Origin of the sequence: Pseudomonas sp. SK2, assembly GCF_016772395.1 — a bacterium.
GTDB classification, from domain to species: domain Bacteria; phylum Pseudomonadota; class Gammaproteobacteria; order Pseudomonadales; family Pseudomonadaceae; genus Aquipseudomonas; species Aquipseudomonas taiwanensis.
This window is the reverse complement of record NZ_CP061944.1, coordinates 1,889,154-1,902,018: the sequence shown is the minus strand read 5'-3', so window position 1 is coordinate 1,902,018 and position 12,865 is coordinate 1,889,154. Positions and strand designations below refer to the sequence as shown.

The following is a 12,865-nucleotide window of genomic DNA, read 5'->3' as shown; positions in this document are numbered from 1 at the left end:
GAGTATGGATTGCGTGTCTGTCATCCATTCATGTTGTTGACAGATGAACGAGGAAGCTTGCGCCGTAGTTGCCAGTCGCCTTACACCGAACCCTGCACAGCACCGCGCCAGGACTATGAGACTTACACCCGTTTTATTGCTGTCATGCCTCACCCTGTTGCCGGCCCTTGGCCAGGCGGCAGGCAAGACCGTGTATGGTCTGAACGAATACGCCCGCCTGGGCGACCTCGACCTGGAAGTGGCCGCCAAGCTCGACACCGGCGCCAAGACCGCATCCTTGAGCGCGCGCGACATCAAGCGCTTCAAGCGAAATGGCGAAAGCTGGGTGCGTTTCTACCTGGCCATCGATGCCGCCCACTCGCACCCGATCGAGCGCCCCCTGGCCCGCGTCAGCAAGATCAAGCGCCGTGCCGGCGACTATGATGCAGACTCCGGCAAGGCCTACACGGCCCGCCCGGTCATCGAACTCGAAATCTGCATGGGCCAGACCCTTCGCACCATCGAAGTCAACCTCACCGACCGCAGCGCCTTCCAGTTCCCGCTGCTGATCGGCTCCGAGGCGCTCAAGCACTTCGACGCACTGGTCGACCCAAGCCTTAAATACGCGGCCGGCAAACCTGCCTGTGCCACCGAAGCTCCTAAAGCAGAGTAATCCCGATGCGCTCTCTTACCCTCCATTTGAAAGTCCTGATCACCGTGCTGGTGCTGCTGGGCGTGGCGGTCACGGCTTATCAGATCTTCTTCCTCGGCATACCGGTGACCGAGGACGAAACCGATGACCTCTGGAACATCGACGCCAAGGTCGAGTTCGTGGCCAGCGCCAAGGACCCGGTCAAGGTCCAGATGTTCGTGCCGCCGCTGAACCGCGACTACGTCAGCCTCAATGAAAGCTTCATTTCCAACAACTATGGGGTGAGCGTCAACCGGGCCGATGGCAACCGCAAGGTCACCTGGTCGGCCCGCCGCGCCAGTGGCAACCAGACGCTCTACTACCGCCTGGTGCTGACCAAGCGCTATAGCAAAGAGAAAACCACGGTAAAAGGCCCTACCTTCCGTGACAGCCTGGCCGTCGAGGGCCCTGAGAAGATCGCCGCCGAAGCCCTGATGGCGCCGATCCGCCAGCACTCGGCCGACGTCGAGACCTTCGTCAGCGAGACCATCAAACGGGTCAACAACCTCAACGACGACAACGTCAAGTTGCTGCTTGCCGGCGACACCTCGGCGATGAAGAAAGCCCAGGTCATCGACCTGCTGCTGTCGATCGCCCACGTGCCGATCGAAAAGGTCCACACCATCCGCCTGGTCGCCGATACCCCGCAAACTCCTGAGTTGTGGCTGCGCAGCTTCAACGGCACCGACTGGCTGTACTTCAATCCGGACACCGGTGAGCAGGGCCTGCCCAGCGACCGTCTGCTGTGGTGGACCGGCGATGACAACCTGATCACCGTCGATGGCGGCAAGAAAGCCAACGTCACCTTCAGCATGAACAACAGCGAGATGAACGCCATCCGCCTGGCCAAGCTGACCGACGAGAACACCGACGCCGACTTCCTCGAATACTCGCTCTACGGCCTGCCGCTGCAGACCCAGCAGACCTTCATGATCATGGTGATGATTCCGATCGGCGTGCTGGTGATCCTGGTGCTGCGCAACCTGATCGGCATCCAGACCCTGGGCACCTTCACCCCAGTGCTGATCGCCCTGGCCTTCCGGGAGACCCAGCTGGGCTTCGGTATCATCCTGTTCACGGTGATTACCGCCCTGGGCCTGTCGCTGCGCTCGTACCTCGAACACCTCAAGCTGCAGATGCTGCCGCGCCTGTCGGTGGTACTGACCTTCGTGGTGGTGCTGATTGCCGCCATCAGCCTGTTCAGCCACAAGCTGGGCCTGGAACGCGGCCTGTCGGTCGCCCTGTTCCCGATGGTGATCCTGACCATGACCATCGAGCGCCTGTCGATCACCTGGGAAGAGCGTGGCGGCGGCCATGCCATGAAAGTCGCCATCGGCACTCTGTTCGCGGCCTCGCTCGCGCACCTGCTGATGACCGTGCCTGAGTTGGTGTACTTCGTCTTCACCTTCCCGGCGGTACTGCTGATCCTGGTGGGCTTCATGCTGGCGATGGGTCGCTACCGCGGCTACCGCCTGACCGAGCTCGTGCGCTTCAAGGCTTTCCTGAAGAAGGCTGACGCCTGATGCTCGGCCTGATCAAGACCTGGAAAGCCCTGGAGGCCCGGGGCATCATGGGTATCAACCGGCGCAACGCGGACTACGTGTTGAAGTACAACAAGCGCCACCTGTACCCGATCGTCGACGACAAGATCATCACCAAGGAACGTGCCTTGGCCGCCGGCATCCATGTGCCGGAAATGTACGGCATCATCGAAACCGAAAAAGAAATCGAGAAGCTCGACCAGATCATCGGCGAGCGCAACGATTTCGTCATCAAGCCGGCGCAAGGCGCCGGCGGTGACGGCATCCTGGTGATTGCCGACCGTTTCGAGGACAACTACCGCACGGTCTCGGGCAAGATCATCAGCCATGAGGAAATCGAACACCAGATTTCCAGCATCCTGACCGGCCTGTACTCGCTAGGTGGCCACCGCGACCGCGCGCTGATCGAGTACCGGGTGACCCCGGACCAGATCTTCAAAAGCATCAGCTACGAAGGCGTGCCGGACATTCGCATCATCGTGTTGATGGGCTACCCGGTGATGGCCATGCTGCGCTTGCCGACCCGCCAGTCCGGCGGCAAGGCCAACCTGCACCAGGGCGCCATCGGTGTAGGCGTGGACCTGGCCACCGGCATGACCCTGCGCGGCACCTGGCTGAACCGGATCATCAGCAAGCACCCCGATACCACCAACGCGGTAGACGGCGTGCAGTTGCCGAACTGGGACGGTTTCATGAAGCTGGCCGCCAGTTGCTATGAACTGTGCGGCCTGGGCTACATCGGCGTAGACATGGTGCTGGACCAGGACAAGGGGCCGTTGATTCTCGAACTCAACGCCCGCCCTGGCCTGAACATCCAGATCGCCAACGACTGCGGCCTGACCCAGCGCACCCACGCCATCGAGGCGCACCTGGAAGCGCTGGCCAAGAATGGCGAAACCGAAGATGCCGAGCAGCGCGTGCGCGTTGCCCAAGGGCTGTTCGGGCACGTTCTTCAGCGTTGACGGCACCAGCCAATCGCCGGCAAGCAGGCTCCCACAGCGCTCCGCGATCGTCGCGGTGCCTGTCGGAACCGGCTTGCCGGCGATGCGGCCGCGACACGCCACACAAATGCCGCACCAATGCTAGGCGCATACCCCACTCAGGTCTACAATCGCCCTCCTCGCTTTGTCATCGCCGTCCATCCTGATGCCGACCTGTACGCTACATCCCCTACCCTATCAGCCCGACCCCGCAGCCTATTTCGCACGTCTGCGACAGGCGCCCGGTGCCATCCTGCTCGATAGCGCCCGCCCCGGTGCCGAACGCGGTCGCTTCGACCTGATCAGTGCCTGGCCCATGCAGCACCTGCAAGCACACCCCGACGAGACGGGACGCGCCTTCCTGCAGCGCCTGCGTGCCGGACTGGCACGACTGGGCCGGGCCGAGTTGCCCGAAGGTGTCGAACTGCCGTTCGCCGGCGGCCTAATCGGTTACCTGAGCTACGACTTTGGCCGTCGCCTGGAGCACCTGCCCGCCAAGGCCCGCGACGACCTGGGCCTACCCGATGCCCAATTGGGCCTGTACGCCTGGGCACTGGTCACCGACCACCAGCTTGGCACCAGCCAACTGGTCCTGCACCCGAGCCTGGCGCCTGGCGAGCGGGACCGGCTGATGGACCTGTTCCAAGCCCCTGCCGGCATCGAGCACCCCGAATTCAAGCTGCTCGCCCCAATGGCCGGCGATCTGACCCCAGTGCAATACAAAGCTGCCTTCGACCAGGTCCAGCAGTACATTCAGGCTGGCGATTGCTATCAGATCAACCTGACCCAACGGTTCCGTGCACCCTGCCAGGGTGATCCATGGCGCGCCTATCAAGCCTTGCGCAAAGCCTGTCCAACGCCTTTCTCCGGTTTCCAGCAACTGGCCGACGGCAGCGCATTGCTCAGCTTCTCTCCGGAGCGCTTCATCCGGGTCAGCCAAGGACTGGTCGAAACGCGGCCAATCAAGGGCACCCGCCCGCGCTCTGCCGACCCGGCCGAAGATTTGCGCAACGCCGAAGAGCTGCGTCACAGCCCCAAGGACCGCTCGGAAAACCTCATGATCGTCGACCTGCTGCGCAATGACCTGGGCCGCACCTGCCAGATCGGCTCGGTAAACGTGCCCGAGCTGTTCAGCCTGGAGAGCTACCCCAACGTCCACCATCTGGTCAGCAGCATCACCGGTCGCCTGGCCGACGACAAAGATGCCCTGGACCTGATTGGCGACAGCTTCCCCGGCGGCTCAATCACCGGCGCACCGAAGATCCGCGCCATGCAGATCATCGACGAACTCGAACCCACCCGCCGCGCCCTGTATTGCGGCTCACTGCTGTATGTGGACGTGCGCGGCGAAATGGACAGCTCCATCGCCATTCGCAGCTTGCTGATCAAGGACGGCCAAGCCTGTTGCTGGGGCGGCGGCGCCGTCGTGGCGGATTCGAACTGGCAGTCGGAGTACGAAGAGTCGATCGCCAAGGTGCGGGTACTGATGCAGACCCTGCAAGGGATGTAATTGTGCGTGCGCTTTCGCCCATCAGCGACGTGACCAGGACGGCTGTCACGCAGGACGTCTGCCCCGCCGTTTTTTGTTACCATCACATCACTACGAGCGCACAGCGCCACAGCCAAGATGGAAACCGCCTGATGAGCCAACCCTTCGACGTCGCCGCCCTGGCCGCGACCTATGCCAACAAGTCCCCCCAGGACATCCTTAAGCTTGCCTTCGAACACTTTGGCGACGACTTGTGGATCTCCTTCAGCGGCGCCGAGGACGTGGTCCTGGTCGACATGGCCTGGAAGCTGAACAAGCAGGTCAAGGTGTTCAGCCTCGACACCGGCCGCTTGCACCCGGAAACCTATCGCTTCATCGACCAGGTACGTGAACAGTACAACCTGCCGATCGAGATTCTCAGCCCAGACCGCGCCAAACTGGATCCGTTCGTCAAGGAAAAAGGTCTGTTCAGCTTCTACAAGGACGGCCATGGCGAGTGCTGCGGCATCCGCAAGATCGAACCGCTGCGACGCAAGCTGACCACAGTGAGCGCCTGGGCCACCGGCCAGCGTCGCGACCAGAGCCCCGGCACCCGCAGCCAGGTGGCGGTAGTGGAAATCGACACGGCGTTCTCCACCCCCGAGCGCACCTTGTACAAGTTCAACCCGCTGGCACAGATGACCAGCGAGGAAGTCTGGGGCTACATCCGCATGCTGGAGCTGCCCTACAACAGCCTGCATGAGCGCGGCTTCATCAGCATCGGTTGCGAACCCTGCACCCGTCCAGTGCTGCCGAACCAGCACGAACGCGAAGGTCGCTGGTGGTGGGAAGAGTCGACCCAGAAGGAATGCGGGCTGCACGCTGGCAACCTGATCAGCAAGGCCTGAACCACAGGCAAAGAAAAACCGGCCCTTGAGCCGGTTTTTCATTGCCTGTCGCTATCAGTGCACGGGCAGCTCGACGCCGTCGAACAGCTCTTCGAGTTCCTGCTTGTTATGGCATTGAATGGCCTTGGCCATTACCTCGCGGGTCAGGTGTGGGGCGAACTTTTCGATAAAGTCGCACATGAAGCCACGCAGGAAGGTGCCACGACGGAAGCCAATCTTGGTGATGCTGGCCTCGAACAACTCGCTGGCATCCAGAGCCACCAGGTCACTGTCGAGCTTGCTGTCCACAGCCATCTTGGCCACGATACCCACGCCCAGCCCCAATCGTACATAGGTCTTGATCACGTCGGCATCAGCGGCGGTGAACACCACCTTCGGCGTCAAGCCACGGTGATTGAACGCTTCGTCCAGCTTGGAGCGGCCGGTGAAACCAAATACGTAGGTGACGATCGGATACTCGGCAACGGCTTCCAGGGTCAGCTTCGGTAACTTGGCCAGCGGATGGCCCTGCGGCACCACCACGCAACGGTTCCACTTGTAGCACGGCATCATGATCAGGTCGCCGAACAGCTCCAGGGCTTCGGTGGCGATGGCGAAGTCGACGGTGCCGTCGGCGGCCATCTCGGCAATCTGCATGGGCGAGCCCTGGTGCATGTGCAGGGAAACTTCCGGATACTGCTTGATGAAGCTGCTGATCACTGGCGGCAGCGCATAGCGTGCCTGAGTGTGAGTGGTAGCGATGGACAGCGTACCCTTCTTCTCGTTGGAGAATTCCTGGGCGATCTGCTTGATGCTCTCAACCTTGCGCAGGATTTCGCCTGCAGTGTTGATGATGCGCTCACCTGCGGGCGTAACGCGGGTCAGGTGCTTGCCGCTGCGGGCGAAGACTTCGACACCCAGCTCATCCTCGAGCAGGCGGATCTGCTTGCTGATCCCGGGCTGGGAGGTATACAGACTCTGTGCCGTCGCAGAGACGTTGAGGTCATGGTGCGCCACTTCCCAGATGTAGCGCAGTTGTTGAAGCTTCATAGGTTTCCCTCGGATCAGCGGTAAGTCACCGGCAGCAGGCAGCGACGAGATATAACTATATTAGTGGTTCTCGAAATAAATCTAGAACTATTTTGTTACACGCCTCAGGAAAGATTCCTACCGTCACGGTCACGATTTCCTACGCCCCAAATGCTGAGCCAGCGGCACCATGTACACCGGCACCGGCGACAACTGCAGCAAGCGAACCGCCGTGCGCCCGAGGGGCACATCGACACCTGCCCCCTGGCTGTGGCTACCGAAAATCAGCAGGTCGACCGCCAGGCGCTGCGCCTGGTCGAGTATCACTTGGGCCGGATCACCTTGGCGCACCCTGACGTTTTTGATCACCGCCAGGTCCGCCGCCTCCCCCAGTTCCTCGCGAAAATTCTCCAGCACCCGCTGCTCGATGTTGGCCATGACCGTATTGACGCCCTCGCTGTGCAGCTCATCCAGGGTCTGCTCGTCGAGGTAGCTTTGCAGAAGCGACTCGGCGAACTGCCCCATCGGCTCCACTGCATGGATCACGTACAGCTCCGCGTTGAAAGTTCGCGCCAGGGCCAGGGCATGCTGCATGACGAATGGCGCGTAAACACCGAGGTCGGTGGCATACAACATGGAACGAATCATTCGACCTCCTCGACTGCCGCTAAGGCAGAGCAAGCTACAGCTTAGCAGCGCCGGGCAGCCTCGCTTCGCCGCCCGGCGCACCGGGGCTGCACGCCTGGGCAGGCTCAGGTGCGGCGACTGTCGCGGTCGATGAATGCCAGGGCCTTATAGAGCATTTCCATGTTCGGCAGGCGGCAGCCGGCGGCATGCGCCTGGGCCAGCGGTTCGGCGTAGATGGCTTGCAGCTCCAGCGGGCGGTGCTGGGCAAAGTCGTGATACATGCTGGGCCAGTAATCAGGCATCTGCTCGGTCATGCGAAACAGCTGTTCAGCGTAACCTTCAGGCAAGGCATGCCCGCACGCTTTTGCGCCCAGGACGACTTCCGCCATCAGCGCCTGAATCAATGCCCGGCTGTCGGCGTCGGCCATCAGTGGCGTAGTGCTGGCCCGCAACAGCACCGACAGGCCGTTGTAGGGCACGTTCCACACCAGCTTCTGCCAACGCGCCTGGTCAAGGTTGCTCATGGCCTTGGAGTCGATTCCCGCTGTACGGAACAATCCGGCGCCCTCTTCGACGATCGCCTCGCCGCCGTCCGTGGCCGGCCCGCTGTGATAGCCCAGGTGGACCGCCCCCAGGGCTTGATGTCGGATCAGCCCCGGTGCCTGTCGGTTGACGCAGATGAAACACAAGCCACCCAGCAGGTGCAGGTCGTCGCGCAGAGCCGGGCGCAGCTGCGTTTCAACCCCAAGGCCATTCTGCAGCAACACCACGCGGGCGCCCGGCGCAGCTGCCTGCATGATCAGCGGTGCCAGCTCGAGATTGCTGGTTGCCTTGGCTCCCACCAGCAGCCAATCGCACTGCGGCATGTGCGCGACGTCAGCATAGGCCTGAACCTCCATCCGCACCTCACCGTGTACCGCACTGTCGAGCCTCAACCCCTGCTGACGCACCACGTCGTATTCACTGCGCAGCAAGAAGTGCACATCGAAGCCGGCGCGCAGCAGCATCAGCCCATAAAAGCCACCGATGGCGCCACTGCCGATGATGCCGATACGCGGTTTGCCAGAATGCATAGGGGGACTCCAGGTAAAGGACGGTGAGCATTTTTACACCGGTTTGTCGATGCGAAGCACCTGATTCACCATCAGGCGCCCAGGGCTTTGGGGAAAAACCCCGCAACGACGGGACTCAGCCCATTGTCGCGCCCCCCTTAACGCGCTAAGGTTCGGCTCCCCGCTGCGAATTTTCTTGCTGCTGGGCCGCACGGGGATTGCTGGCGGCCGGCACCCGTGACCTGACGAGTAACACGATGGCTGATTTACCGATCGATGACTTAAACGTTGCCTCCAACGAGACCTTGATCACCCCTGATCAGCTCAAGAAGGAAATCCCCCTCAGCGCCAAGGCCCTGCAGACCGTTACTGCCGGCCGCGAAGTGGTGCGCAATATCCTCGACGGCAAGGACCACCGCCTGTTCGTCGTGGTAGGCCCCTGCTCGATCCATGACATCAAGGCGGCTCATGAATATGCCGAGCGCCTGAAGGTCCTGGCCGAAGAGGTTTCCGACACGCTGTACCTGGTCATGCGCGTGTACTTCGAGAAGCCACGCACCACCGTCGGCTGGAAAGGCCTGATCAACGACCCGTACCTGGATGACTCGTTCAAGATCCAGGATGGCCTGCACATTGGTCGTCAGTTGCTGCTGGACCTGGCCGAAATGGGCCTGCCGACCGCCACCGAGGCGCTCGACCCGATTTCCCCGCAGTACCTGCAGGATCTGATCAGCTGGTCGGCCATCGGCGCCCGCACCACTGAGTCCCAGACCCACCGCGAAATGGCCTCGGGCCTCTCTTCGGCAGTGGGCTTCAAGAATGGCACCGATGGCGGCCTGACCGTGGCCATCAACGCCTTGCAGTCGGTCTCCAAGCCTCACCGCTTCCTCGGCATCAACCAGGAAGGTGGCGTATCCATCGTCACCACCAAGGGCAACCCTTACGGCCACGTGGTACTGCGCGGCGGCAACGGCAAGCCGAACTATGATTCGGTCAGCGTCGCCTTGTGCGAACAGGACCTGGCCAAGGCCAAGATCAAGGCCAACATCATGGTCGACTGCAGCCATGCCAACTCCAACAAGGACCCGGCCCTGCAGCCTCTGGTGATGGAAAACGTCGCCAACCAGATCCTCGAAGGCAACCAGTCGATCATCGGCCTGATGGTCGAGAGCCACCTGAACTGGGGCTGCCAGTCGATCCCGAAAGACCTGAGCGAATTGCAGTACGGCGTCTCGATCACCGATGCCTGCATCGACTGGAGTGCCACCGAGAAGACCCTGCGCAGCATGCGCGCCAAACTCAAGGATGTGCTGCCGCAGCGCAAACGCGGTTAAGCCACGCCCAATGAAAACGCCGGGCATCGCCCGGCGTTTTCGTATCTGGCGTCCAGCGCCGGTATCAGACTTTGCTCGAATGGCGCTGCTGGCGTTCCATGTAGCGCTCGACGTAAGAGCACGATGGGATCACCGTGTAACCCATCTGATCGGCGTACTCCAGGGCCTTCTCGGTCAGCGCTGCGGCAATACCGCGGCCGCGCAGGGCGTTCGGCACGAAGGTGCGATAAATGTCCAGCGTCTGCTTGCCCAGGTCCATGTACGTCAGATAGGCACGGTGACCGTCCACATTGGTCTCGAACTGATGACCGGCCTGGTCATGGTGGATAGTCAGCGCTTCACTCATCACTACTCCTCACAGGCCTTTATGGCAGGCCCTTACCTTAACCGATGATGGTTTATCCGGCGGAGGAACCTCTACGCCACCATTTGCCCCTTGGACCTCGAGGCGATTGCAATCGTTCGGTCGGCTGGGCACTCACAAATAGTAGGCGCCGCAGGCAGGATTGCTCAAGGTGGGAGCGATTAAAAAGCTCGGAACTCCACGGCGAACCACCCACCCTGGACTCCGGAACAGCAGCCGGATGCTCTTGGGCTTAAGACGTCAACCGACAGTTAAAGTCACCGTTAGTTCAACAAAAAAGTTCCCACGCTACAAACGCTTGCGTCACCTGTACGGTTTTTTCACAAATCCCCTACAAATCTTGTCGGCTACCCCTTCGCCAACATTTTTTTGCAGTTCTTGCGCTTAGTCAGTTTACTTACTACAAGTAATGGGTACTATGTACGCCGGCCAGTTTCTCTTTTCCGAGAGATGGCTATTTAATAGAAAGTCCTTGAAGGGGAACACGATGAACAACGTTCTGAAATTCTCTGCTCTGGCTCTGGCCGCAGTTCTGGCTACCGGTTGCAGCAGCGTATCCAAAGAAACCGAAGCTCGTCTGACTGCGACTGAAGACGCAGCAGCTCGCGCTCAAGCTCGTGCTGACGAAGCCTACCGTAAGGCTGACGACGCACTGGCAGCCGCTCAGAAGGCTCAGCAGACCGCTGACGAAGCCAACGAGCGCGCTCTGCGTATGCTGGACAAAGCCAGCCGCAAGTAATAATCCTCACGGATTGTTGAGAAGCCGACCCACTTGTGGGTCGGCTTTTTTATTGCCTGTCGTCTTTACCTGCCTGTCTGCGGCAGAAACGAAAAGGCCTGCACTAAGGCAGGCCCTAAAGGCATCGCGAAACGGCTTTACTGCAGTTCAGCCGGGATGCTCGACACCATCGGTGCCGCACCCTGGTTGTTGACCGGCACTGCAATTTCAACCGGCATGCCATCTTCCGCGGCGACTACGTCACGCACCATGTCCCAGTTCATGCGCAGGTTGTTGGCCAGGTCTTCACGCTTGAGCAACGCGTTGATGACCGCGGTGTGCTTGTCGACCACCGATGGGTTGCCATGATCGTCCAACGGCGTGTGAGCCTCCAGATAGACCTTGCCACCACTGATACCGAACTTGTAAGGCTCGTTGATGATACGAACCGGCGTACCCACCGGCACCATCTTCGACAACTCCAACACGTTGTTGTTGAGCATGCGGAAGCAACCATGGCTGGTACGCATGCCAATACCGAACTTTTTGTTCGAACCGTGGATCAGGTAACCCGGCACGCCCAGGGTGAACTTGAACGGGCCCAGCGGATTGTCGGGTCCTGCTGGCACCACCGCAGGCAGGATGTCGCCATCGGCAGCGTGCTCGGCACGGATCGAAGCAGGTGGTGTCCAGGTCGGGTTGGGCGTCTTGGCGGTGATCTTGGTGTTGGCGATCGGCGACCCCCAACCTTCCCGGCCGATACCCAGTGGGAAGGTGTGCACGACGTTTTGCCCTTTCGGGAAGTAGTACATGCGGTATTCGGCAAGGTTGATGACGATCCCTTCACGCGGGCCTGGCGGCAGCACATAACGGGTCGGCAGGATGATTTCGGTACCGGCGCCCGGCAGCCACGGGTCGACACCCGGGTTGGCGGCGATCATTTCAAGGTAGCCGAGGTCGTTGGCCGTGCCGATGTCGGCAAAGGTGTCCTCGTACTTGGCCTTGATGACCTGCACTTGACCGACGACGTCTTCACCGGGTGGCGGCAAGGGCAGCTCCAGCGCGACGGCGGGCCCAGCTACCAGCAGGGCGACCAGGGACAGGCTACGGGTGACGGCGGGAAAGCGCGGCAACATCCGGTAAATCCTTCGAAAGATGGGTCAAGACAGTCGATTGTACACCCGCCCTGTTGGGAACGGGAGGCATTGACGAGCTGCATGCGTTTCAGATGATGAAAGGTGCTCAGAGTTCCGGCCACACGGGGCGCATCCCCCGCCGCTGGGCCTCGAGAATTGCCCGGCACAACGTGCACAGACGGTTGTCGCGATAGATCGAGCGCTGCACACCCGACCAGCGTGGTTGCGCCGGCAGCAAACCGCCACACAGCGTGCGATCCACGGGCACCCCCAGCTCGAGCTGACGGGCCACCAGATGAACGCGGATTTCCTGGCACGCGAACAGGTCGAGCTGTTCGTCGGGCTCGATCAGTTGGTAGGCATACAAGGACCAGGCAGGACGCGGCATTGGGGGCTCTCGAAACGGGGGGCGCAACATTAGCCGAAAGCCGGCCCCGTTAAAAGCGTCACAGCAAGGGTTTTATCGCCGGCCAGGCATTTTCCAGCAAGCGTGTCTGGGCGCCCTGGGCCGGGTGGATGCCATCCGCCTGCATCATCTCCGGTACACCCCCCACACCTTCGAGGAAAAACGGCACCAGCGACACCTTCTTTTGCGCTGCCAATTGCTCGTATACCTGAGTGAAGGCCGTGGTATAGCGCACCCCGTAGTTGGGCGGTAACCGCATGCCCAGCAGGACGACCTTGGCGCCCGCGTCATGGGACTGGTCGATCATCGAGGCAAGATTTTGTTGCAATTGCTGCGGAGGCTGACCACGCAGCCCGTCGTTACCGCCCAACTCCAGTACCACCAGGGTCGGCTTATGCGCTGCAAGCAGCGCCGGCAGCCGCGCCTGGCCTCCGGCACTGGTATCGCCACTGATCGACGCGTTGACCACCTGATCGTTGAAACCCTCGCGTTTCAGGCGTTGCTGCAACAGGGAAACCCAACCTTGGCGGCTATCCAGCCCAAAACCGGCGCTGATACTATCGCCAACAACCAGCAGCGTTCCCGCTGCCGCGCTCTGGGCCAGGCAAAACAGCGCCAGACCGGCACTCAACCACCACACTCGCATTGGATTC

The 12,865-nt window shown here is 61.2% G+C and carries 14 protein-coding genes; 7 read left to right on the top strand and 7 right to left on the bottom strand.

Annotated features, from left to right (window positions below):
* Positions 1 to 115 precede the first annotated feature (115 nt).
* The 5 genes from rloA (at position 116) to IF103_RS08415 (ending at position 5,567) form a co-directional block, all read left to right on the top strand.
* Positions 116 to 652, top strand: a complete 537-nt coding sequence (gene rloA / locus IF103_RS08435; protein ID WP_027907724.1) for a retropepsin-like aspartic peptidase RloA — start codon at positions 116 to 118, stop codon at positions 650 to 652.
* 5 nt (positions 653 to 657) lie between these two features.
* Entirely contained in the window at positions 658 to 2,193 is a 1,536-nt protein-coding gene (rloB, locus tag IF103_RS08430) for an osmotic stress tolerance membrane protein RloB (protein ID WP_023379676.1), read from the top strand.
* Positions 2,193 to 3,173: an alpha-L-glutamate ligase-like protein gene (locus IF103_RS08425; RefSeq protein ID WP_202676018.1), complete on the top strand. Its 981-nt coding sequence runs from the start codon at positions 2,193 to 2,195 to the stop codon at positions 3,171 to 3,173. The genes rloB and IF103_RS08425 overlap by 1 nt, the downstream gene beginning before the upstream one ends.
* A 184-nt stretch (positions 3,174 to 3,357) precedes the next feature.
* Positions 3,358 to 4,701 carry an aminodeoxychorismate synthase component I gene (gene pabB / locus IF103_RS08420; RefSeq protein ID WP_023379673.1) on the top strand — a complete coding sequence of 448 codons (1,344 nt, stop codon included), beginning with the start codon at positions 3,358 to 3,360 and terminating at the stop codon, positions 4,699 to 4,701.
* 131 nt (positions 4,702 to 4,832) lie between these two features.
* The gene (locus tag IF103_RS08415) at positions 4,833 to 5,567 is read left to right on the top strand and encodes a phosphoadenylyl-sulfate reductase (RefSeq protein WP_023379671.1); all 735 of its coding nucleotides are present in this window, start codon (positions 4,833 to 4,835) and stop codon (positions 5,565 to 5,567) included.
* A 54-nt stretch (positions 5,568 to 5,621) separates the two neighbouring features.
* Here the strand turns inward: IF103_RS08415 and cysB are convergent, their stop codons facing one another.
* The 3 genes from cysB to IF103_RS08400 all read right to left on the bottom strand — a co-directional run bounded on the left by cysB (position 5,622) and on the right by IF103_RS08400 (position 8,275).
* Positions 5,622 to 6,596, bottom strand: coding sequence for an HTH-type transcriptional regulator CysB (cysB, locus tag IF103_RS08410; protein WP_023379669.1), 975 nt, complete (start codon positions 6,594 to 6,596; stop codon positions 5,622 to 5,624).
* A 129-nt stretch (positions 6,597 to 6,725) separates the two neighbouring features.
* Complete coding sequence (locus IF103_RS08405) at positions 6,726 to 7,223, bottom strand: universal stress protein (protein WP_023379668.1); 498 nt, start codon at positions 7,221 to 7,223, stop codon at positions 6,726 to 6,728.
* Positions 7,224 to 7,327: 104 nt separating this feature from the next.
* Positions 7,328 to 8,275: a putative 2-dehydropantoate 2-reductase gene (locus tag IF103_RS08400; RefSeq protein ID WP_202676017.1), complete on the bottom strand. Its 948-nt coding sequence runs from the start codon at positions 8,273 to 8,275 to the stop codon at positions 7,328 to 7,330.
* 236 nt (positions 8,276 to 8,511) lie between these two features.
* Here IF103_RS08400 and IF103_RS08395 point away from each other — a divergent pair, with 236 nt between their 5' ends.
* Positions 8,512 to 9,588, top strand: a complete 1,077-nt coding sequence (locus IF103_RS08395; protein ID WP_023379664.1) for a 3-deoxy-7-phosphoheptulonate synthase — start codon at positions 8,512 to 8,514, stop codon at positions 9,586 to 9,588.
* A gap of 64 nt (positions 9,589 to 9,652) precedes the next feature.
* Here the strand turns inward: IF103_RS08395 and IF103_RS08390 are convergent, their stop codons facing one another.
* Positions 9,653 to 9,934, bottom strand: coding sequence for a GNAT family N-acetyltransferase (locus tag IF103_RS08390; RefSeq protein ID WP_023379662.1), 282 nt, complete (start codon positions 9,932 to 9,934; stop codon positions 9,653 to 9,655).
* 505 nt (positions 9,935 to 10,439) lie between these two features.
* Here IF103_RS08390 and oprI point away from each other — a divergent pair.
* Positions 10,440 to 10,691: an outer membrane lipoprotei OprI gene (gene oprI, locus IF103_RS08385; RefSeq protein ID WP_003259780.1), complete on the top strand. Its 252-nt coding sequence runs from the start codon at positions 10,440 to 10,442 to the stop codon at positions 10,689 to 10,691.
* A 137-nt stretch (positions 10,692 to 10,828) separates the two neighbouring features.
* On the opposite strand, the gene IF103_RS08380 is transcribed toward oprI, so the two are convergent.
* The 3 genes from IF103_RS08380 to IF103_RS08370 all read right to left on the bottom strand — a co-directional run bounded on the left by IF103_RS08380 (position 10,829) and on the right by IF103_RS08370 (position 12,858).
* Positions 10,829 to 11,806: a L,D-transpeptidase family protein gene (locus tag IF103_RS08380; RefSeq protein ID WP_023379660.1), complete on the bottom strand. Its 978-nt coding sequence runs from the start codon at positions 11,804 to 11,806 to the stop codon at positions 10,829 to 10,831.
* A gap of 106 nt (positions 11,807 to 11,912) precedes the next feature.
* On the bottom strand, positions 11,913 to 12,194 hold the full coding sequence (locus IF103_RS08375; protein ID WP_023379658.1) for a hypothetical protein: 282 nt from the start codon (positions 12,192 to 12,194) through the stop codon (positions 11,913 to 11,915).
* A 58-nt stretch (positions 12,195 to 12,252) separates the two neighbouring features.
* The gene (locus tag IF103_RS08370; protein WP_023379656.1) at positions 12,253 to 12,858 is read right to left on the bottom strand and encodes an arylesterase; all 606 of its coding nucleotides are present in this window, start codon (positions 12,856 to 12,858) and stop codon (positions 12,253 to 12,255) included.
* Between the last annotated feature and the right edge of the window lie 7 nt (positions 12,859 to 12,865).